This window comes from Dialister sp., assembly GCF_047832375.1.
GTDB lineage: Bacteria > Bacillota > Negativicutes > Veillonellales > Dialisteraceae > Dialister.
Genome location: NZ_CP181256.1, coordinates 317,501 through 339,520, shown reverse-complemented (window position 1 = coordinate 339,520; position 22,020 = coordinate 317,501). Strand labels below are relative to the sequence as shown.

The following is a 22,020-nucleotide window of genomic DNA, read 5'->3' as shown; positions in this document are numbered from 1 at the left end:
GTAAGTTCCAGCTCTGAAGGTCATTCTGGAATTTACTTTGAGAACTGACATTTGGTAGAATTTAACTTGAGAAATACTCGTGGAATATGAGGTTAACTATGAGCAACATTGTCAATTCTACAAGGAAGAACAAACATCTCACCTTTGATGACCGACTCACCATCGAAGCGATGCTCAAATCCCAATCTACTTTCTCCGAGATTGCACGTACTATTGGAAAGGATGCCAGCACAATATCTAAGGAAGTACGTAAACATCGGGAATTGGCTGCAAACAACTGGACTCGCCGCGATGACAGTGGCCGTGTCTTAAACGACGAATGTCCCAAACTCACCCATTCGCCTTATGTCTGCAATGGCTGTAAGCAAAAGCCATACTGTCATCTTAAACGTCTGGTCTATAGAGCCAAATCTGCCCAAAAAGATTATGAGGCCCTCAGGTCAGAATCCAGAACCGGTATTGCACTTAATAAAGCCAGTTTCTGGGATACTGACAGGAAGCTCCGGGAAGGGATAAAGAAAGGGCAGCATATTTACCACATTATGCAGACCGAGGAAATTCAGGCGTCGCAGGCTACTGTTTACCGCTATATCAAGAAAGGATACTGCTCTTTCAGCCCGATCGAACTTCCCCGTATGGTCAAATTCAGATCCCGCAAGCCCCGTCAGCTTGAATATGTGCCGTATGGAGCAAAGAAAGGCCGCGCATATGAAGATTTCCAGCAGCATATCGCTGCAAATCATATTACGCACTGGGTTGAGATGGACACTGTAATTGGACGTGTCGGAGGCAAGGTACTGCTTACAATGCTCTTTACCAACAGCAATTTCATGTTTGGCAGGCTGCTGCCCAACAAGACGGCCCAGGCTGTAACGGAGCAGTTTCAAACCCTCCGTCAGAAATTCACCGATGCCGGCATTCCCTTTGCCAGTTGTTTCTCTCTTATCCTTACAGATAACGGGGGAGAATTCGCCAATATAGATGGCATCGAGATGAATGCGGCCGGAACGAGGGAAACACGCCTCTTTTATTGCGATCCTATGCGCTCCAGCCAAAAGCCCCGCGTGGAGAAGAATCACACACTCCTCCGTGACATCCTGCCGAAAGGAGCCAACTTCGACAATCTGACGCAGGAAAAAGTAGATATAATCTTTTCCCACATAAATTCAACCAAAAGGGCAGTCTTTAATGGCAAAACCGCCTACGAAATGTTTACCCACATCTATGGTACGGAGGCTGCCCACATTTTAGGAATCTGCAAAGTTCCTGCTGAAAACGTTGTGCAGACGACAAAGCTGCTCCAGATACTTGGAGTTGTAGCATTCTAATCCATTTCCGGACTGGCCAGCTGACCGCCTGTTCTCCAATGCTTGTCAAGACATGTCTTTCGTCTTGACAAGCATTGGAGAACAGGCGAAAATCAGCAGCCCCGGAATGGATATTGTCAACTGCTTGCTTTTACCAGCAACAAATTCAACAGCATCTTCTTGTTTTAGAGCCAGGAGTATTTCTCAAAGCAACTTCATGTCAACCGGAATTTACTTTGAAAAATAACAATTCAAAGTTTCTTTTAGCATGCGCTGAAACAGTCTTATTGCTCTAAAATTCACAATTAACAACGAAAATTAAGGCGATTTTTACAATTTCCCAAACTAACTTCCAGCAAATTTCTCGAACTTATCGCCAGTTTCAGGCGACCGGAAGTTACTTTGAGAATTTACGGTCCCTGCTTTGCTGCCATACAGAAATGACTGCTTATGATTACATCCGTTCAGGATAATCCGCTGCCCCTTCCATCTCACGAGCCATCCGGAACAGGAGCCGGCCGCTCTGGGATTCTCCGTTCCCCTTTCTCCGGGCCAGACAGAGGGTGGAAAAAAGGGCATCTTCTTTCAGTATCCCCACCGACAGGCGGGAACTTTCCTGAAGGACAGACATCGGTGCCAGTGCCAATCCCAGTCCCGCTTCTGCCCATTCCCTGCAGGTCCTTGCATCATCAGCCACACAGTACACATTAGGCCGGAATTTTTCCTTTTCGCATTCCCCCAGAATGATCTTTTCCCACCGCCTGTACAGGATAAGAGGACTATCCCCCAAATCCTTAAGGAACACCTCTCCCTTCCATGGTCTCAGGATACCGACACCCATAGGAGATTTGTCCAGTACCACCATTTCCAGCCCATAGGTAGAAAAGGGGGAACGAAGAAGGGAAACATCAAGCTTTCCTTTCCTCAGCTTATCCAGAAGTTCATAACTGTTTCCTTCCACCACCTTAATCTGTATATGGGGATACCGGTCTTCATACTGTTTGAGCAGCCGGTACAGCTTCCTATGACCGCCGGATGACACCAGCCCAAGACGGAGCACTCCCTGGTGACCCGTCTTCAACGTACTGATTTCTTCCCTGGCCGCAGTCTCCAGATCCAGCATCTCCAGGGTATACCGGTACAGTCGGCTGCCGGCTTCCGTAGGCGTCACCTGCCGGGCTCCCCTTTCTAACAGGGACGTGCCAAGTTCCTTTTCAAGAAGATGCATCTGGCTCGAAAGGGGCGGCTGGGATATGTGAAGCTTCCTGGCTGCCCCGGTAATAGTTCCTTCCTCTATAATGGTTTTAAAATATCTCAGCTGCCTCAAGTCCATATATATCTTCTCCATATGCTTATTGATGAAATAAATATTTTTCATATATCTCTCCACCTGTTATGATACATATATTCCTTAAAGAGTGCAACAGTTAGCTGCTGACAGGATGCTAAGGATAACACTGTTGGGGTTTATGTGTTTCCATAAGTGGATGGTCCGAAGTACTGCCAACTTCAGTATTGCAAACTGTTGCGACAGGTAGTTTGGCATGCTGATGGTTGTAGTCATAGCCTTTAGCCTTGAGCCTTGAGCTGAATAGCCGCTACGCGGCAGATGCACCCCCCTCGCCCGCTACGCGGGACTTCCCGCACAGGGAAGCGTGTCACTGGATTCTCAGTCGCCTACGGCTCCCTGCGAATCCAGTTCCCTTGCCACCCCGGAGGGGGTAGCAAGTCTTGGCTCCCCCACCGGGGTGGCAGCGAACATGATTTGGAGGAGCAACGCGACGCTCAAATCATCGTGAGTCGCTTTCCCGTAGGGTGAGCTGCCGAAGGCTGAGGGGGTGCATTTGCGTCGAAGACGCCGAACAGCTCAAGGCCCAAGGCTCACTGCTCAAGGCTCGTGACTACGACCGGAATCATGCGAGTCAAATTCCAACCACCAAACATATCTACAAACCGCAATAGTCTGAAATCCTGCTAAGCCATTTTCGGAGGTAAAAAACAATGAAACTATTAATCCAGCTGTTCCTGATATTTGCCAAGATGGGCGCTATCACTTTTGGCGGCGGTTATGCCATGCTTCCCATCCTGCAGCGGGAAGTGGTAGATAACCACCACTGGGCCACTGACGAAGAACTTATGGACTATTATGCCCTTGGCCAGGTAACTCCCGGCATGATTGCCGTCAATGTAGCCACCTTTATAGGCCTCAAACTGAAAGGATTCTGGGGCGGCCTCTTTGCTACCATCGGTGTCATTACCCCCTCCATGATCATCATTACTGTGATTGCCATGTTCCTCACCCAGTTTGAGGAGAATCCCTACGTGGTCCATGCATTCACCGGCATCCGCGCCTGCGTATGCATACTGATTCTCGATGCCGTCATAAAATTGGGAAAGAAATCGGTACGGGACAAAAGAACGCTTGCCATATTCCTGCTTATACTGGCCGTCGCCCTCTTTGCTCCGGTCTCTCCGGTATTCTCCGTAGTACTTGCCGGTGTTGTGGGTTTCTTCCTGAAACCCTCGGATAAGAAAGAAGGTGCTTCCAAATGATCTGGCTCCAGATGTTCTGGGAATTTTTTAAAGCCGGCCTTTTTGCTGTAGGCGGCGGCCTGGCAACCCTTCCTTTCCTGTATGATATTTCCCAGCGTACCGGATGGTTCACTGCAGAAGATATAGCCAATATGATTGCCATTTCCGAATCCACCCCAGGGCCCTTGGGAGTCAACATGGCTACCTATGCCGGATTCCAGGCCCTGGGCATCCCGGGCGGCATCTACACCACCCTTTCCCTCACCGCTCCCGCCCTTATTGTCATCAGCATCGTATATGCGGTTCTTAAGAAATTCAAGGAATCCGATGCCATGGCCCGCATCTTTTACGGACTTCGCCCTGCTTCCACGGCTCTCATCGCGGCTGCCGGTCTGGGTGTTGCCAAGATTTCCCTCCTGAATCTTCCCCTCTTCTCTTCCACCGGTTCTCTCATGAGCCTCTTCCGCTGGCCCTCCCTCCTCCTTGCCGTAATCATTTATGTGGGGCTTGTGAAATTCCGCTGGCATCCGGTTATCTACATTGCTATTTCTGCCGTAGTCGGAGTGGTATTGGGACTCTAAGGAACCCTTACATCTTATGGTTCCCACGTTGATACCCTTTCGCCAATCGATATGCTCTTCGTTTTCCAAAGGGTGAAAATTCTCAAGGCCAGCATATGGATGACTGTTTCATTGAGGCAATAAAAAACTGCGCAAAAGCGCAGTTTTTTGTTTTGATTTATGCCCGGAGAATAGATTTCAGGAATGCTTTGGTCCGTTCATTTTGTGGATGGTCAAAGACTTCCTCACTGGTACCTTCTTCTTCCACCCTGCCATCTACCATAAAGAGCACTTTGTCGGAAACGGATTTGGCAAAGGCCATTTCATGGGTCACAATGGCCATAGTCATATTTTCATCGGCCAGCTGCTGGATGGTTTTCAGCACTTCTCCGGTGAGTTCCGGATCCAGTGCCGATGTAGGTTCATCGAAGAGCATGATGTCCGGATTCATGGCCAGGGCACGGGCAATAGCTACCCGCTGCTTCTGCCCGCCGGAAAGACTGCCCGGATACACATCTTTCTTGTTCAGAAGTCCCACTTTATTCAGGAGGTCTTCTGCTACCGGGAGGATTTCCTCCTTTTTCATGCCCTTTACATAAATGGGGGCCGCCATCACATTATCAATCACTGTCATATGGGGAAACAGATTAAAGGACTGGAAAACCATGCCCATTTTCCCAAGGATTTCTTTCTGTTTCTTTTCATCCGCATAGACCACTGTTCCATTCTTTTCTTCCGCCAGTGTATCGCCATCTACCCGTATAGATCCCCCCTGGATGGTCTCCAGATGGATCAGGCACCGGAGCAGCGTACTTTTTCCTGCACCGGAGGGACCGATAATAGAAAGGACTTCGCCCTTTTCCAGATTCATATTTACACCGTGAAGGATGGTCAGTTTCCCAAAGTCCTTACGGATATCTTTCATTTCAATAAAACTCATGCCTTCACCTCATCATTCTTCATAAACGGCATACCGCTTTTCTACATATGCCAGAATCTTCGTCAGTATAGCCGTGCATACAAGGTAGAATACAGCGGCCACCAGGAACGGGGTGGTATCGAAATCCCGCTGTACAAAGGCACGGGTAACACGCATGAGATCATTCATGGCAAGGATGTACACCAGGGATGTATCCTTCAGGAGGGTAATGGTTTCATTGCCCAGTGGCGGGATAACCCTCTTTACTACCTGGGGAAGGATAATGTGCCACATGGTCTGGCGATAGGAAAAACCAAGGACCTTGGCCCCTTCATACTGCCCTTTGCTGATGGACTGGATGCCGCCCCTGAAAATTTCTGCAAAATAGGCTGCATAGTTGGCCACAAAGGCAATAATAGCTGCGGGAAAATCGCTCACCTGTACATGAAGCATAAGCGGCAGGCCATAATAAATAAACATGATCTGCAGCATGAGCGGCGTTCCCCGCATCACATAGATGTACATGGCCGCCAGCTTCCGAAAAATGGTCACATGGGAAATGCGGACCATGGCCAGCAGGATCCCTATGGGCAGTGCTAATACAAAGGTCAGAATAAAAATCTTTGCCGATACGCCAAGACCGGAAAACATATTCGGCAGAATGTGAAGAATATAATCCATCAGTGACTCCTTACAAAAATCCGGAAAATGCCGGGCAGGCACTTCCTTTATACACGTATGAATATCATACACTGACTTCAATCATTTAACAAGATAGAGAAACAGAATTTATAAAACTTATAGGTGTCAATTTCGGTTTGTCGAGCTATTGGGGCGACGCTGGTGGAGAGAATCAAACGCGTGAGAGCTTCTAGCTGTTAGCTGCTAGCTTCAAGGAAAGCTGGCCAGCCTACAGCACGAATGACTGACGGAAATACCGGGTGGAAGCACCGCAGGCGGATCAGCCTTCCTAACAGCTAGCCGCCAGAAGCCAGGAGCTCCATGCGAGTGACTCTATCCGCAAACATGCCAACCACCAAACCCCAACAGCTCGTCAAACCGCAATTGTCCATTCAATCGAAAATCACCGGAGCGCAGCCTGCCCCGGTGATTTTCTGATTCCCGCTCAAAGGGGCAGGAATGGATGATTCCGTTTCTCAGTTCTTAAGAACAACGTCCTTGCCAAACCATTTTTCAGAAATCTTTGCCGCTTCCCCACTGGCGATGACTTTATCAATGCCCTGGTTCAGGAGATCCACCAGTGCCTGGTTGTCCTTCTTAATGCCGATGGCAAATGTATCCTTCGATACCTGGTCCGGCAATTCACGGAACTGATCCGGTTTCTTTGTCATGTAGTATTCATTCAGCACCGTATCTGCCAGTACGGCATCGCAGCGGCCGGATTCCAGATCCATATATGCAGCCGTAAGATCCGGGTAAGCTTTAACTTCCGCGAAAGAGGCCTTCAGCTGGGGATCCCTGTTCAGTGCAGTTTCCGCTGTGGAAGCTTCCTGAATGGTAATTTTCTTTCCCTTCAGGTCTGCCATGGACTGGTAAGGAGAATCTTTCAGCACCACAAATTCCTGAATATTATCCATATAGGGCTTTGTGAAAGCCAGTTTCTTCTGCCGTTCCGGAGTCATGGTGAAGCCATTCCAGATGCAGTCGATACGGCCGGAGTTCAGTTCCGTTTCCTTGGAAGCCCAGTCAATCGGTTTGAATTCAATTTCTACGCCGATTTCTTTAGAAATAGCCTTGGCCATATCGATATCAAAACCCACAATGTTGCCATTATCATCACGGAAGCCCATGGGCGCAAAGGTATCATCCATACCGGCAATAATCTTGGTGGGCTTAGCACCGGCAGCAGCTGATTTTGCCGTGCTGGCAGCTTTCTGATTCCCACCGCCGCATCCGGCAATCAGACCAACCGCACCCAGTGCCAGAACTCCTGCAATAACCATTTTCTTCAGATTCATAATCTTTACCCCTCTCTTTATTACTTTATTTCGTTAAAGAATTGCTATGACAATATATTACTCAATTTTTCTTCCGTTGTCAAGAGGGAAAGGCTATAAAATCCCGACCGAAGAGTTCTTTCATTCTGCCTCATATTACGGATATTTTACATTGAGAGTACTCTATTTCCTGCTTTTCCCTGTGATATAATAAGAGGGAAAGCTGAGGATAAAATTATGAATACACCAATCACATTCAACCTATCCATCGGAAGCAGGAAACCCCATTCCGGGACCCAGAAGGTATGTCCCTTCTGCCATCCGGAGAAATTGACGGGCATACTGGAACAAAAAGGGGATATTATCTGGCTCATGAATAAATTCCCCGTTTTTGAAAAAACCTGGCCCACGGTCATTATTGAAACCGCTGACCACAATGCAGAACTCACCACCTATGAGCCCCAGAAGCTGCATGATGTCATTTCTTTCGGCCTTTCCCACTGGCTGGAGCTGGAAAAGGACCACCGCTTCAAATCAGTCATTTATTTCAAGAATTATGGCCCCGGTTCCGGTGGTTCCCAGCGGCACCCCCACTCCCAGATCATCGGATTGGAAGATTACGATTACCGGGATAATCTGTTGGGTGAAAACTTCTTTGGCCCCGTGGTCCATGAAGATGAAGACTGCTATGCCACCATTTCTGACTATCCCTTAAGCTGCATGGGGGAACTGAATGTAACCCTGAAAAAGGATGCTTCTCCGGAAAAATTCGCAGATACCATCCAGAAGCTGGCCCGGTTCGTACTGAATGATTTTCCCCTGCCCTGCACCAGTTATAATATTTTCTTTTATCATGTCAAACACCATATCAATGCCAAGATATTCCCCCGTTATTCGGCAAGTCCCCTGTACATGGGATACCGCATTACCCATGTCATGGACAGTGAAAGCCAAAAACGGATGATGGATATGCTGGCATCGGATAAATATTTTGGAGAACCCGCAATTCGATGAAATTATACGCATTCAGCGATTTTCACCTGTCCGGAGATCCCCCCACGAAGCCCATGGATATTTTTGGGGATCACTGGAAAAACCACAGAGAAAAAATCATTAACGCCTGGCTCGATACAATTCGTGAAGATGATGTGGTCATCATGGCCGGTGACCTGTCCTGGGCCATGAATATGAGCGATGCCATTGCCGACCTGAAGATGCTGGGGACCCTTCCTGGCCGTAAAATAGTGGGCCGTGGAAATCATGACTACTGGTGGGATACGGTAACGAAAATGACCCGTATGACCGATGGAGCCTTTGAATTCCTTTTTAATTCCGCCATCAATGTTGGCGGCGTAGCCCTGGCAGGGACCAGAGGCTGGATTTCTGAAACTTCCCCAAAACTGACGGAAGCTGACAAACCGATTATTGCCAGAGAAGAAGGCCGCATGGAGCGTTCCCTGGAGCTGGCTGAGAAAATGGGGACTCCCCGTATTATGGCCGTCCTTCATTATCCCCCCTTTGACGAGATGAAAAGGCCAAACCATATGCTGGAAATCATGAAAGCCCATCACGTAACAGACTGTATTTATGGCCATATCCACGGGGCATCCAATTTTGTTAATCTTCCGGAGGAACTGGATGGAATCCATCTCCATCTGACCTCTGCCGATTATCTCGATTTCAAGCCCCACTTTATTTGTGATCTGGAGGATTCCCATGCATAAACTGGTAGAAAGCCGGCTGCTGGCCGGCTTTATTTATGGTGATAGCCGGACTGAGGAATATGTCTATCTGCCGGGAAGTGAACTAGGTTCCTCTTCCCCTGTGCTTGTCTATGAACAAAACGGCAGCAGGGAAGATATTCCCATGGAAAAAGCGTTAGAAATCATAGAAAAACGAAGCCTTCGGCAGACCACACATCCCCTGTTTGGAAGAAATACACTGCAATAAAAAATTCCTGTTTCCACAATTGGAAACAGGAATTTTCTTATTTCATGCATGGAATATCTTTTTCATGAACAGGAGGAAAGAGAGCGGGAGGAAACGGCCTCCCAGAAAGGTCAATTTTCCCATAACCCCGGGAATGGAAAGGCTCCTGCCTCGGCAGCAGTCCCGAAGCGCTGCTTTCGCAGTCCCGGCGGCCGTAAGGAGCCCCGCCGGATGATTTTCTACACCTGCCTTTTCCATGAATTCCGTGTCCCCTATCCAGTAAGGACAGAGGGCGGTTACGGTGATATGTCTTTCGGTTAATTCTTTTCCCAAAGACCGGCTGAAAGAAAGGAGAAAGCTTTTGGAAGCGCTGTAAATAGAAAGCCCCGGAAGCGGTACAAAAGCAGCCGCAGAAGAAACATTCAGGATGTGGGACCCGCTATCCATAAAGGGCAGGCAATGCTTGGCCATTTTCACGGGGGCCTCCATATCAAGCCGCATCATATCTACGACATCTTTTTCCGATTCATTTTCAAATGAAATATGTTTTCCCCGGCCCGCATTATTCACCAGAAAAGCAATAACCGGTCTCTCCTGCTGAAGCGCCCTGTCCAGCTTCTCAAAAGTATCCTCCTCGAGCAGGTCCCCGGAAAGAATACGAATAACTTTGGGAATACGCTCTGCCAGGGTTTCCAGATTTTTTCTCCTCCTGGCAAGTATCCATATTTCATCTATATTACTTTGAAGAGAGAGTTCTTTCACGAATTCCATACCCAATCCTGAAGAGGCGCCGGTAACAATGGCAATGGATTTTTTCATGGTTCCATCATAAGCACAGCCATGTGTCGCCCGGTCTGTCCTTTCTCCCTGCGGTAGGAATAAAAAAGATCATTCCTTTCCCATGTATCTATATGGCAGTCTTCGATATGTTCCTCCATGAGCCCTGCTTTCTTCATAAGGACGTAGTTGGCGTCAGCCAGCGCAAAAAGGTATTTTCCATTTTGCTTTTGCCTATAAAGCCTGGAAAATTCCTCTTCCTTAAAAAGCAGCCTCATGGCATCAATGACCTCTTCTCCTACCTCAAAGTTTGACAGGCCGATAGCCGGTCCGATGGCCCCCAATATATCTTCCCGGTGGCAGCCAAAGGATTGAACCATGAAATCCACCGTTTTTCCCACAATATTTCCGGCAGTTCCCCGCCATCCACCATGGGAAAGGGCGGCCACCTTTTTCAGCGGGTCATAGAAAAAGAGGGGCGTACAGTCCGCATAATTCATGGTAAGCGGCACTCCAAAGTCTCCCGTAACCAGACCATCGGTATCTGGAATGGCTGTATCCAACGACAATGCCCCGCGGCCGCAGTCCTTTTCTGATACTTTTTCCAGATGGGTACCATGTACCTGGCAGCAATTGATCAGCCGTTCCGCCTCTATTCCAAGGGCATGGAAATAACGTCTCCTGTTTTCAAGCACATCTTCCACGCAGTCTCCCACATGAAGCCCCATATTCAGACTCGTAAAAGGGTACCGGCTTACACCGCCGGTCCTGCAGGAAACAGCTGCTTTTAATGGAAATCCACTAAAGATAGAAAATGTAAGAAAAGCAATACCCTCCTTCGTTTCAATCATTTTCTGTATCCTCCTTGATCATATCCAACGAACCCCAGAACCTGCGGACCAGGGTTTCCATATCTTTCGGCATGGGCGCTGTAAAATGCATGGCCTTTCCAGTAAGGGGATGGGTAAAAGAAAGAGAAAAGGCATGGAGAGCCTGCCTGCCGATTTCTGACAGAGATCCCCCATATAGATCATCCCCCAGGAGAGGATGGCCCAAATAAGAGAAATGGACACGAATCTGATGAGTCCTGCCGGAGAGTAAATGAATCCGCAGTAGACTTACTTGGGGAGTAGAGGCCAATACACGGTACTCTGTCCCCGCCCATTTCCCATCTTCCCGGACCATCCACTCCACGATGCTCCCCGGTTTCCGTCCTATGGGAAGCTCAATGGTCCCCTTAGACGGTTCCACCACCCCTTCCACAAGAGCCAGGTACTCCCGATATATGGAATCATGGCTTTTAGAAAGGCCATACTGCCCAATGGCCGATTTCGCTACCACCACCAGGCCTGTAGTATTTCGATCCAGCCGATACACCGGGTGGATGCCTGCTTCTTCACCAGTACGTTGAAAGTATCCGGCCACCGCATTCACAAGAGTATCATGGGCCTCCCGGGACGTGGGATGAATAATCATGCCCGGTCCCTTATTCACCACCAGAATGTCCGGGTCCTCATAAACGATGGAAAGGGGAATATCGGAAGGCACGATATCGTTGTCTTCGGACCACCGGAAAAGAATCTCATCCCCCTCATGGAGTACCAGGCGGGCATTATGGACAATTTCCCCATTGACCAGGGTCTCTCCGGTCCATTTGATCTTCTTCCAGAGCGAAGAAGACAGCTCCCTTCGTCCCTTCACAAATCCCTTGAGCTGCTGCCCCTCATGGGGCGCAGTCACGGTATACCGTAATTCCATAGGTATCCTTTCTTCCGAAAGCACAATAAACGGAAAACTACACATCCATTGTACCATCAATGGCACCGGGACTAAAAGAGAGTCATCGGTTCTGATGATAGCATCATCTTCCACACCAATCTCTTGAACAGGCCAAAAAACGGCTATCCGCTAACAGCTATCAGCTTACTGCTTACAGGGAAACTTCCGCTTCGCGGCAATCCATCCTGCGGCTTTGCCGCGCCCCTTCTCCAAGGGGCTGCATGGTTGCGATTAACTCACTTTAAGACAGATAAACACACGGTGTTTATCTGCGGCGAAACCACTGATCTACCTCACGCCGCTGTGCATAACACCCACATGTCAGGCACAAAAGGAAGGCGCTTTGATATACAGAAAAAGTGTGCAGGTCCTACAGAGGACCTGCACGCCAGCCGCAAGTTAGCTCTTATACTGCACACCAAAAAGCTTTCCCTTTGGCGGCTGGCCGATCAACTTACGCCCGACCCACCACCTTTATTTCCATCCACCCTATCAGGCACCCCACCCCCGAGGGGAAAGGGACTCACTGGTTCCCAGTCGCCTATGGCTCCCTGCAAAATCAGTTTACTGCGTACCGCTGATACAGTCCTCCCCTCTCTAAAGAGGAGAAGTTTTCTATATAAATCAGCGGCACTTCCCATTTATGCACCGCCTCCACCATCCCAAGCCTTGACGCCATTCAATATTTAAATTATAATTAAAATAATTCTACTGAATTTTAAAATTCAGTGTTTTTTTTTTAGAGGAGAGTAGGGATTGTAATGAAGAAAAAGGTTCAGGCTTTAATTCTGGCATCTTTGGGGATTTGTTCACTCTGTTCAACCACCTATGCCGCCAACGTGTATGATTTGAATCCAGTAACGGTGACGGCACAGCGTGTAGCCAGCCACGATCTGGATACGCCGGCTTCTGTAGAAGTCGTCAGCCGTGAGAAGATCGAACAGACCGGTGGTGGAAATGCCTTCGAAGTATTAAGGAATACATTGGGCGTATTTGCCAGCACCCAGCTTCCAAACGGAGTCAGCATGGGTTCCATGACAAGTAAAATCAATATTCGCGGTGTAGACAAGGGGACTCTGGTTCTGGTAGATGGGGTACCGATAAACCAGGACGGCAAGTACAATCTGGAAGATATCGGTGCCGAAGCCATTGACCACATCGAAATCGTAAGAGGCGGCGGTTCTGTCCTTTACGGCTCAGAAGCCACCGGCGGGGTGATCAATATTATTACCCGCTCTCATCTGAAAAACAGCGTAAAGGTTTCTGCAGGCAATTATGACCGCCAGAGATACGCAGTCACCGCTGGTACCGACCGGTTCAATATTTCTGCCTATGCGGAAAACCGGGGCGCTATCAATCACGCCACCAGTACGGTCCTCGTGACTGCCATGAAAAAAACATCTAACCGCTGGTATAACTATAAAGAAGGTCAGGACCGGGGCGTATACTGGAATTATCAACTGACAGACAAATTGAAATTCAGCCATAATTATGTTCACACCAAGAACACCGCCACCCTTTCTGATGATTCTTATAAAGGCGGCCTCTATCAGGCAAAGAAATATGAAGACCACAATAATACATTCCTGCTGAATTATGATGATCATGACGGCCTCACCGCTTTTGCTTCCTATGGCACGCAGGAAAGGAATTACGATCAGGACACCTATAATAAAAAGACCGGCGCGATTTCTGAATCTGGTCTCTACAGCTGGCGTAAATCTCACAGTACCAATCTGAATATTCAGAAAGAATTTGATCTCGCCGGAGAGAACAAGTTCCTCATCGGTGCCTCCTTTAACCGGGAAGACCTGGATATAAAGTCTGCAGGTACCAAAAAGATGGGATCCCGCCCTGCCCAGCCACCAAAGAAAGGGGCTTATGAAAGAGATGTATACTCCCTCTATACTTCCTATAACTGGAAGATGAATGAAAGGGACCGCCTCATCTTCAATGCCCGGGAAACCTTCGTACGCCGAGCTGACGGTTCTTCCACCAATATGACTGATGGTACGGTCACCGATTCTGTCCAGAAAAATCAGAATAAATTTACTCCGGAAATCCAATACCTCAGAAAGCTGAACGACAATGCGTCCTTCTATGCAAAAGCAGGAAAATCCTTCCGCCTCCCCGAACTGACAAAACTGTTCGGCGGCGCTGCCATGCTCCCCAGCCTAGATTTGAAACCGGAACACGGCACCCACTATGAAATGGGCTATAAACTGAACCGGGGCAATATTTCCTGGCGTGCGGCCATCTTCCACTATGACATTAAAGACTCCATCCAGAGCATCAAAGGGGTATCACCGCTCACCGGCGATATGCAGTATATTAATACGGACAGCAAAAATACAGGTATTGAACTTTCCGCTGAAATCCGTCACAACGAAAACTGGAACAGCACCTGGGGAATTTCTTACAGCAACCCGCAGGAAAGAACAGTGGATGAAAATGGAATGGCCGGCGGTTGGATACATACCAATAACCGTATCCAATTCACTTCCGGTATTAACTATCACAAGGACAAATGGAGCAGTTCCCTCACTGCCAACTATCTGGGTTGCCGCTACAATAAAGAGGATGATGGAAAAACAAAAGTAAAGCCGGCGCTTTTCACTGATCTGGATATTTCCTATAAACCAGGCGAAGCACATCGTATCTTCCTTCACATCAACAATGTACTTGACCGGGATGATTACACCACTGCCACCGCCCCCAATGAAACCACCTACGCTTACATCGCGCAGGGAAGGAACTTCATGCTGGGCTACGAATTCCAATTTTAAAATTAAAAAGGAGAGCCCCCAAAAGGCTCTTCTTTTTAATTCCAATTAGCGATGCTTCCGCTTTTCACTAGAGCGATATAGAATAAGCGACACGAGAGCCCCGCAAAGGGAAAAAGTACTGACTTTAATTTGAAAGCCATACGGTAAGCAAAAAACGAATGTATTGAAAAAGACCGAAGGTAATAGAATAATCTTGCCATACAACAACATACTACAGGTAAAAGTATAACCTGAAGTCCGCACATTTTATATCTATGCTGCGGCAGGACAAGCTTAATTGATTCGATAAATACTGCCTTTTCTATCTTCTATAGCACTTGACTGCCTTATGCTCTAGATATAAAATATGTCTAGAGGTGGACAGCTATGGACTATAAAACACAAGTCATTAATGGCACAACATATGCTTTCATAGATAAATCACACTGGAATTCAGAGAAAAAACGCGGTGAGCATAAACGCAAGTACATCGGCAAGGTAATTGAAGGCAAACTGGTCTTCAATAAGAAGTATCTCTTGGAAAAGCAACTGGAAACGCAGAAAACATCAAAGCCTGGGCCGGTTCCGGTTACTTCGTGCAAACGGTCTTTCTACGGCGCTGTTTATCTGCTTTCCTGCATTGCCGAGAAGATCGGGCTTCGTGATGACCTGAAAGCCTGCTTTGGTGATATTTACAAAGAACTTATGTCGCTTGCCTTCTATCTCGTACTGGAGGAGGGTCAGGCGATGTATCGATTCAAGAAATGGGGACACACCCATGTGCACCCATTTGGAGCGGATATTCCGTCCCAACGCATCAGCAGGCTCTTTGGGATGATTACGGAGGATGCGAAGATGGCCTATTTCAAAAGGCAGGCCAAGAGGCGCTGTGAAACGGAATATCTGGCTTTTGACACAACGTCTATTTCCTCATTTTCGGAGTTGCTGAAGCAAGTGAAATATGGCAAGAACAAAGAAGGAGATGACCTTCCCCAAATCAATCTGGCACTCCTCTTTGGCGAAGTTTCCATGCTGCCGGTGTATTACCGAAAACTGCCGGGCAATATTGCGGATGTAAAAACCATTGACAACCTGATCAAGGACGTGGATTTTCTCGACCTCGTAAAACTGCAGCTCTGCATGGACCGAGGGTTCTTTAGCCAGAAGAACATCAACGAGCTGATGAAGCACCACCATAAGTTTCTCATTGGAGCCAGAACCGGCTTGAAACTGGTAAAAACACACCTGGACGATATCCGTGACAGCTTTGTCACATGTCAAGCATTTTTGAAAATGTCCCGAGAATTGTCATTTAATAGCCCCGCAATAGTGGGGCTATTTTGAGTGGTTAGGCCAGTATGTTACTAAAATATGTTACGCGATGCAAGTTCTTCTGGATCTTGTCTGGAATGATGCGGTCTTGTAAGGACGTAATGACGGAAAGATGCCTGCTTCCATGGGTGACTCATCGGTGGAATCCAGTGTTTCTGAGGCTTTGGTTTGGTATAGTCAGCATCAAGCTCAGGAGATTTCTTCTGGCGCAAAGGGATGGCTTCCAGCGCGTAGATACTGGTATCGTTAACACTGCAGTAGAGTTCGCCGTTGAAAGCCCGTATGACTAGTACTTTGGTTCCGCTGGCATAATGCACCTGATGGCCTTCTGAATCAAGCATACGATAGTACTGACGCTGGAAACGGATGCAGTGGCCTCTGTCTACCGTACGGCCTGTAAGTACAGCCAGTATCAGGTTGATCCTCTCATCTGACGGTTGCGTCACAAAAGCTGATTTGGTACTATTGGGGGGAAGTGCAAACTTCGCATTGAATTCTTTTAGGTAGGACTTGAGGAATTCATTGGCGTCTGCAATAGTCGTGATGCCTGCCTGTCTCAGCTCAATCGGCAGGCGCGACTGCAGCGTCTCATTGAGCCGCTCAACCCGGCCTTTGGCCTGTGGTACGCTGCTTGACTCAAGGTGTATCCCCAGTTGCCTGCAAGCGTAACCGAACTGCGTATAGGTATCCTCGTCGATGGACGGGGATCCTTTTTGTTTGTAAATGAACACAGTGCGTTTATCCGTGAAGATTTCCACAGGGATTCCGTAATCTTTGAGAGTCTGCCAGAGGACATGGTAATAGCCGTTCAGGGTCTCCTGGGTGTCAAAATAGCCGCCAGTCACGATGCCAGTGGCATCATCAATGAAGAGGTGGAGATGCCAGATCTTCCCGGGAACCCATTCATATGGAGTGGCATCACCCTGCAGCTGTTCCCCAAAGTAAGCATGCCGTGGACGCCGGCTGTGGGCATCTTCAGCAGCCACAAGATTGACTTGTATTTCCATCTGCTTTTTCTTGGATTTCGTGTTGCTTTTCATTGCTTCCAATTTTCTCCTGATCCGTTTTCTTTTGGCCCGTGTAGCCTTAGGAGAGAGAATAAAGGCTGCCTCAAGAATGGAGGCTACAGAGGAAACGGAGACATGGATATTCTCATGTCTGTCCAGAAGTTCGGTAAAGTGGGTAAAATTGGCGCCATAGTACTCATTCTGGTAAAGGGCCACAATTTTTTCTCTGAGTGAGGCTGGAAGTGTTGTTACGGGCTGTCTACCCCTGTTCCCGTGGACAAATGCTGCTTTACCTTCCTGACGATAGCGCAGGATTAACCGGTTCACGGTGCGGACAGTGCACCCCAGCCGGACAGCTGCTGCGAGCTTGTTGCCATCTGGATGATTAACAAGAGATTTGATTGTTTCATATTTGAACTGCTCGTCCATCGTTAATTCAACCTTTCTGATAAAAATTCCTCCCATCACTTGCGTTAAGATTGTGATGAGATTATACCATGACTGGGACATTTTCATTTGTGGTTACTTGAGACAATATCACTTGTGGTTCATAGGACGATATCCGTGACAGCTTTGTCACACGGTCAAACTACAATCCTGCATTGCAGCTGTATGTATGCACATTCACAGAACAGTGGGATTATGAAGAAGAGAAGCCGCGTCTTGGAACAATTAAAACGGGAAAGCGTCGGGTATACCTGCATATTTACTATAATGATCAGCACTGTACAGATGACCGTAACCGTTTTAACCATATGCTTGACCGGTATGAAGAAGAGCTGCAGACCGGAAAACGCAAACGGGAACATGAGGGTGCCTATGCCAAGTATTTCATTGTCCACGAAACACCGGCAAGAGGCATAGCCATCGCATATAATGACAAAGCTATCCGCGAAGCCGAAAAAGACTTTGGCTATTTTGCCCTCCTGACCAACTCCATTAAGGATCCGGTCGAGGCAATCCGTATTTACCGCATGCGGGATCTGATAGAAAAGTCCTTTGGAAACCTTAAAGAGCGTTTAGATATGCGGAGAATGTCCGTATCGTCAGAGGAAAATCTCGAAGGCAAGCTGTTTGTACAATTCCTTGCACTGGAGCTGATGTCTTACATCAAACGCCAAATGGAAATCCATGACCTCTACAGGAATTACACCATGCAGGAATTCTTGGATGAACTGGATACCATCGAGTATTACCAGCAACCCGGCAGGGCTCACCATCTGTCCGAAATTACAGAGAAACAGCGCAAGCTGTATGAGATGATGGGCGTGGATGTACCAACCTAGATATAAAATGACAGGACTTCAGGGTATAAGTGTTGATATAAACCAAAAAGCCCTGACCAAATCGGTCAAGGCTTTTCCTTAATCAGCAGCTTCTTATCCTCCCAGGCCGCTTCCAGCCAAGTACTTTCAGCGTTTGTGAGCTTAACTACCGTGTTCGGCATGGGTACGGGTGTGACCTCACAGCTATCACCACTGATTTTTATATAGTATCACATGGATACAACGATGTAAAGGAAAATTTACAGATTTGATGAGCCACCTTGCCCGCAAGGTATTTTTTTCCCCCTCAGCTATTTAAAGGCTTAGAGCTATCCGCTTACCGCTTACAGAGAATCAGCCGATCCGCGGCATCTATTCTAGCCTTTGCTGCGCGCCGTTTGGCATAAAAGGAAGGCGCTTTTATGGGCAGGCTAAGCGCCTTTTGTATTTCAGGCCAAACTTGGAAGTCCTCTGCAGGACTTCCATCTCCAAGGGGCTGCATGGTTATGGAATAGTTCACACTGGGCAAAATACCTTCACAGTAATTTATTCTGCGGCGACGCCGCTAAACCACCTTACGTCCCCGGTGCGAAGCACCCACAACCCCGTTGGCGGGCAAAGCGAAAGAGCTCATCACCCTTAGCTCCATCCATACGAGCAGACCCCCCACCACCGCTGACGCGGTCCCCCTCCCCTCTAAAGAGGGGAGGTCTACAACCTGTAAATCGGTTAGGGCTTTAAGTTAATCAGCAGCTTGTTCCTCCCAGCCATTCCAGCCAAAATCACAAGAATGAGGATAACGTAAAAAGCCCAACCTTTCGGTTAGGGCTTTTGGTTAATCAGCAGCTTGTTCCTCCCAGCCATTCCGGCCAATAGCATCGGAATGAGGATAAAGTAAAAAGCCCCAACCTTTCGGTTAGGGCTTTTATCTTAATCAGCAGCTTCCTATCCTCCCAGGCCGCTTCCAGCCAAGTACTTTCGGCGTTTGTGAGCTTAACTACCGTGTTCGGCATGGGTACGGGTGTATCCTCACAGCTGTCGCCACTGAATCTCTGAGGGCCTGTTCCCTCAAAACTGCGCAGAAGAAACTCCGAAGGCTTTCGCCACGGTCGCGTTTCGTGAAATCTAAGTCAAGACCTCGACCTATTAGTACTGCGTCGCTCCATGCCTTGCGGCACTTCCACTCACAGCCTATCAACCTCATCGTCTTTAAGGGGTCTTACTCATTGCTGATGAGAAGTCTCATCTCGGGACGGGCTTCACGCTTAGATGCTTTCAGCGTTTATCCTTTCCGGATGCGGCTTTCCAGCCGTGCCACTGGCGTGACAACTGGTACACCGTTGATCCGTCCACTCCGGTCCTCTCGTACTAGGAGCAGCCTCCCTCAAACTTCTTACGCCCGCGATGGATATGAACCAAACTGTCTCACGACGTTTTGAACCCAGCTCGCGTACCACTTTAATGGGCGAACAGCCCAACCCTTGGAACCTACTCCAGCTCCAGGATGTGATGAGCCGACATCGAGGTGCCAAACCTCCCCGTCGATATGAACTCTTGGGAGAGATTAGCCTGTTATCCCCAGGGTAGCTTTTATCCGTTGAGCGATGGCCTTTCCACTCAGAACCACCGGATCACTAAGCCCGACTTTCGTCTCTGCTCGACTTGTAGGTCTCGCAGTCAAGCTCCCTTCTGCCTTTGCACTCTTCGGCCGGTTTCTGTCCGGCCTGAGGGAACCTTTGGGCGCCTCCGTTACACTTTAGGAGGCGACCGCCCCAGTCAAACCGCCTGCCTGAGATGGTCCGCGAGGTCGTTACTCTCCGCGTTAGAATCTCAGCAACACAAGGGTGGTATCCCAACAACGGCTCGACAACATCCGAAGACATTGTTTCAAAGCCTCCCACCTATCCTGTGCATGTATCACCGGGATTCAATCTCAAGCTGCAGTGAAGCTCCATGGGGTCTTTCTGTCCAGTCGCGGGTAACCTGCATCTTCACAGGTATTTCAATTTCACCGGGCCCCTCGTTGAGACAGTGCCCAAATCATTACGCCTTTCATGCGGGTCGGAACTTACCCGACAAGGAATTTCGCTACCTTAGGACCGTTATAGTTACGGCCGCCGTTCACTGGGGCTTCAGTTCGAAGCTTCGCTTGCGCTGACCTCTCTCCTTAACCTTCCAGCACCGGGCAGGCGTCAGCACCTATACTTCAGCTTTCGCTTTCGCAGGCACCTGTGTTTTTGGTAAACAGTTGCTTGGGCCTCTTTTCTGCCACCCTTTTCTGTTCCGGGGGTTTCTCCCTTTCGCCTACTCAGGGTCATCCTTCTCCCGAAGTTACGGATGCAATTTGCCGAGTTCCTTAACGAGGGTTTTCCCGCGCACCTTAGGATTCTCTCCCCGCCTACCTGTGTCGGTTTACGGTACGGGCGGATAATCGCTCGCCAGGAGTTTTTCTTGGCAGTGTGGGATCCATGAGTTCGTCAAAGTCGCCTTTAACTCCCCATCATGTCTCTGCTTCTGTAAAGGGGGATTTGCCTCCCTCCACGCATACGCACTTGGACGCGCTCTTCCAGCCGCGCGATCATGTACCCTCCTGCGTCGCTCCTTCACTCAAACGCTCTTATCCGGTACAGGAATTTCAACCTGTTGTCCATCGCCTACGCGTCTCCGCCTCGGCTTAGGTCCCGACTTACCCTGAGTCGACGATCGTTGCTCAGGAACCCTCGGGCTTTCGGTGGAAAGGATTCTCACCTTTCTTTTCGATACTCATACCGGCATTCTCACTTCTTACATGTCCACATCTCCTTACGGTAATGCTTCTTCCCTGTAAGAACGCTCCCCTACCCATTGACTTTCGTCAATGCCATAGCTTCGGTTCCGTGCTTGAGCCCCGGACATTTTCGGCGCAGCGTCTCTCGACCAGTGAGCTATTACGCACTCTTTGAATGGTGGCTGCTTCTGAGCCAACATCCTGGTTGTTTATGAAACGCCACATCCTTCGCCACTTAGCACGGCATTTGGGACCTTAGCTGATGGTCTGGGCTGTTTCCCTTTTGACCACGGCCCTTATAAGTCGTAGTCTGACTCCCGAGTATAATTGCAGCCATTCGCAGTTTGACTGGGTTTGGTAACCGGGTAGGTCCCTCTCCTGATCAGTGCTCTACCGCCTGCAATCTCTACCTCGAGGCTAGCCCTAAAGCTATTTCGGGGAGAACCAGCTATCTCCACGTTCGATTGGAATTTCACCCCTACCCACACCTCATCCTAACCCTTTTCAACGGATATAGGTTCGGCCCTCCGCACATTTTTACCTGTGTTTCAGCCTGGACATAGGTAGATCACTGTGGTTTCGGGTCTATGCAGTCCAACTTTTCGCCCTATTAAGACTCGCTTTCGCTTCGGCTCCGCATTTCCTGCTTAACCTTGCTGGACCTCATAACTCGCCGGTTCATTCTTCAATAGGCACGCCGTCGACCTTATTATTAAGCGGTCTCCGACTGCTTGTAAACATACGGTTTCAGGTTCTCTTTCATTCCCCTCCCGGGGTGCTTTTCACCTTTCCCTCATGGTACTATGCGCTATCGGTCGATATCTGTGTTTTGCCTTGGAGGGTGGTCCCCCCGGCTTCCCACGGGGTTTCTCGTGTCCCGCGGTACTCTGGTGCCGTCTGTCCTTATCCGCCTTTCGCCTACAGGGCTTTCACCTCCTGCGGCTCTCCTTCCCAGGAGATTCGGCTAGGCTTCCTTATCGTATGACGGTCCTCAACCCCTGCGGAGTTTCCTCCTCAGGTTTGGGCTTATGCCCCGTTCGCTCGCCGCTACTTGGGGTATCTCGTTTGATTACTTCTCCTCGGGCTACTTAGATGTTTCAGTTCGCCCGGTTCCCTCCCATAC

The 22,020-nt window shown here is 48.7% G+C and carries 17 protein-coding genes and 3 rRNA genes (1 of these 20 running past the window's edge); 9 read left to right on the top strand and 11 right to left on the bottom strand.

What is annotated here, in order from left to right:
• Positions 1–98: 98 nt before the first annotated feature.
• Positions 99–1,328 carry an IS30 family transposase gene (locus ACFWUL_RS01375; RefSeq protein WP_416177577.1) on the top strand — a complete coding sequence of 410 codons (1,230 nt, stop codon included), beginning with the start codon at positions 99–101 and terminating at the stop codon, positions 1,326–1,328.
• Positions 1,329–1,761: 433 nt separating this feature from the next.
• On the opposite strand, the gene ACFWUL_RS01370 is transcribed toward ACFWUL_RS01375, so the two are convergent.
• Positions 1,762–2,685, bottom strand: coding sequence for a LysR family transcriptional regulator (locus tag ACFWUL_RS01370; RefSeq protein ID WP_416177576.1), 924 nt, complete (start codon positions 2,683–2,685; stop codon positions 1,762–1,764).
• A gap of 623 nt (positions 2,686–3,308) precedes the next feature.
• Here ACFWUL_RS01370 and ACFWUL_RS01365 point away from each other — a divergent pair.
• Both ACFWUL_RS01365 and ACFWUL_RS01360 read left to right on the top strand, forming a co-directional pair.
• On the top strand, positions 3,309–3,860 hold the full coding sequence (locus ACFWUL_RS01365; protein WP_416177575.1) for a chromate transporter: 552 nt from the start codon (positions 3,309–3,311) through the stop codon (positions 3,858–3,860).
• On the top strand, positions 3,857–4,420 hold the full coding sequence (locus ACFWUL_RS01360; RefSeq protein WP_416177574.1) for a chromate transporter: 564 nt from the start codon (positions 3,857–3,859) through the stop codon (positions 4,418–4,420). The genes ACFWUL_RS01365 and ACFWUL_RS01360 overlap by 4 nt, the downstream gene beginning before the upstream one ends.
• A 157-nt stretch (positions 4,421–4,577) precedes the next feature.
• On the opposite strand, the gene ACFWUL_RS01355 is transcribed toward ACFWUL_RS01360, so the two are convergent.
• The 3 genes from ACFWUL_RS01355 to ACFWUL_RS01345 form a co-directional block, all read right to left on the bottom strand.
• Entirely contained in the window at positions 4,578–5,339 is a 762-nt protein-coding gene (locus tag ACFWUL_RS01355) for an amino acid ABC transporter ATP-binding protein (RefSeq protein ID WP_416177573.1), read from the bottom strand.
• Positions 5,340–5,351: 12 nt separating this feature from the next.
• Entirely contained in the window at positions 5,352–5,999 is a 648-nt protein-coding gene (locus tag ACFWUL_RS01350) for an amino acid ABC transporter permease (RefSeq protein ID WP_416177572.1), read from the bottom strand.
• A 476-nt stretch (positions 6,000–6,475) separates the two neighbouring features.
• Positions 6,476–7,297, bottom strand: coding sequence for an amino acid ABC transporter substrate-binding protein (locus ACFWUL_RS01345; protein ID WP_297020435.1), 822 nt, complete (start codon positions 7,295–7,297; stop codon positions 6,476–6,478).
• Between the two features lie 216 nt (positions 7,298–7,513).
• Here ACFWUL_RS01345 and ACFWUL_RS01340 point away from each other — a divergent pair, with 216 nt between their 5' ends.
• The 3 genes from ACFWUL_RS01340 to ACFWUL_RS01330 are packed head-to-tail and all read left to right on the top strand — an operon-like array spanning position 7,514 to position 9,226.
• Positions 7,514–8,290 carry a DUF4931 domain-containing protein gene (locus tag ACFWUL_RS01340; protein WP_416177571.1) on the top strand — a complete coding sequence of 259 codons (777 nt, stop codon included), beginning with the start codon at positions 7,514–7,516 and terminating at the stop codon, positions 8,288–8,290.
• A complete protein-coding gene (locus ACFWUL_RS01335; protein ID WP_416177570.1) occupies positions 8,287–9,000 on the top strand; it encodes a metallophosphoesterase in 714 nt (237 codons plus the stop codon). The genes ACFWUL_RS01340 and ACFWUL_RS01335 overlap by 4 nt, the downstream gene beginning before the upstream one ends.
• On the top strand, positions 8,993–9,226 hold the full coding sequence (locus tag ACFWUL_RS01330; protein ID WP_416177569.1) for a hypothetical protein: 234 nt from the start codon (positions 8,993–8,995) through the stop codon (positions 9,224–9,226). The genes ACFWUL_RS01335 and ACFWUL_RS01330 overlap by 8 nt, the downstream gene beginning before the upstream one ends.
• A gap of 42 nt (positions 9,227–9,268) precedes the next feature.
• Here the strand turns inward: ACFWUL_RS01330 and ACFWUL_RS01325 are convergent, their stop codons facing one another.
• Genes ACFWUL_RS01325 through ACFWUL_RS01315 form a run of 3 tightly spaced genes read right to left on the bottom strand, consistent with a single transcriptional unit; the run spans position 9,269 to position 11,740 of the window.
• A complete protein-coding gene (locus ACFWUL_RS01325) occupies positions 9,269–10,024 on the bottom strand; it encodes an SDR family NAD(P)-dependent oxidoreductase (protein ID WP_416177568.1) in 756 nt (251 codons plus the stop codon).
• A complete protein-coding gene (gene pgeF / locus ACFWUL_RS01320) occupies positions 10,021–10,833 on the bottom strand; it encodes a peptidoglycan editing factor PgeF (RefSeq protein WP_297020440.1) in 813 nt (270 codons plus the stop codon). Before pgeF ends, ACFWUL_RS01325 begins: the two co-directional genes overlap by 4 nt.
• The gene (locus ACFWUL_RS01315) at positions 10,826–11,740 is read right to left on the bottom strand and encodes an RluA family pseudouridine synthase (RefSeq protein WP_297020441.1); all 915 of its coding nucleotides are present in this window, start codon (positions 11,738–11,740) and stop codon (positions 10,826–10,828) included. Before ACFWUL_RS01315 ends, pgeF begins: the two co-directional genes overlap by 8 nt.
• A gap of 782 nt (positions 11,741–12,522) precedes the next feature.
• On the opposite strand from ACFWUL_RS01315, the gene ACFWUL_RS01310 reads away from it, so the two are divergent.
• Together ACFWUL_RS01310 and ACFWUL_RS01305 are read left to right on the top strand one after the other, a co-directional pair.
• On the top strand, positions 12,523–14,547 hold the full coding sequence (locus ACFWUL_RS01310; RefSeq protein ID WP_297020442.1) for a TonB-dependent receptor: 2,025 nt from the start codon (positions 12,523–12,525) through the stop codon (positions 14,545–14,547).
• A gap of 366 nt (positions 14,548–14,913) precedes the next feature.
• Positions 14,914–15,870 carry a transposase gene (locus tag ACFWUL_RS01305; RefSeq protein ID WP_416177567.1) on the top strand — a complete coding sequence of 319 codons (957 nt, stop codon included), beginning with the start codon at positions 14,914–14,916 and terminating at the stop codon, positions 15,868–15,870.
• A gap of 20 nt (positions 15,871–15,890) precedes the next feature.
• Here the strand turns inward: ACFWUL_RS01305 and ACFWUL_RS01300 are convergent, their stop codons facing one another.
• Positions 15,891–17,381, bottom strand: a complete 1,491-nt coding sequence (locus tag ACFWUL_RS01300) for an ISNCY family transposase (protein WP_416176766.1) — start codon at positions 17,379–17,381, stop codon at positions 15,891–15,893.
• 86 nt (positions 17,382–17,467) lie between these two features.
• On the opposite strand from ACFWUL_RS01300, the gene ACFWUL_RS01295 reads away from it, so the two are divergent.
• Positions 17,468–18,151: a hypothetical protein gene (locus tag ACFWUL_RS01295; protein ID WP_416177566.1), complete on the top strand. Its 684-nt coding sequence runs from the start codon at positions 17,468–17,470 to the stop codon at positions 18,149–18,151.
• An 80-nt stretch (positions 18,152–18,231) separates the two neighbouring features.
• On the opposite strand, the gene rrf (ACFWUL_RS01290) is transcribed toward ACFWUL_RS01295, so the two are convergent.
• The 3 genes from rrf (ACFWUL_RS01290) to ACFWUL_RS01280 form a co-directional block, all read right to left on the bottom strand.
• Positions 18,232–18,348 (bottom strand): 5S ribosomal RNA (gene rrf / locus ACFWUL_RS01290).
• Positions 18,349–19,062: 714 nt separating this feature from the next.
• A 5S ribosomal RNA gene (gene rrf, locus ACFWUL_RS01285) occupies positions 19,063–19,179 on the bottom strand.
• 77 nt (positions 19,180–19,256) lie between these two features.
• Positions 19,257–22,020: ribosomal RNA gene (locus ACFWUL_RS01280) — 23S ribosomal RNA — on the bottom strand; it runs 163 nt beyond the window's last position.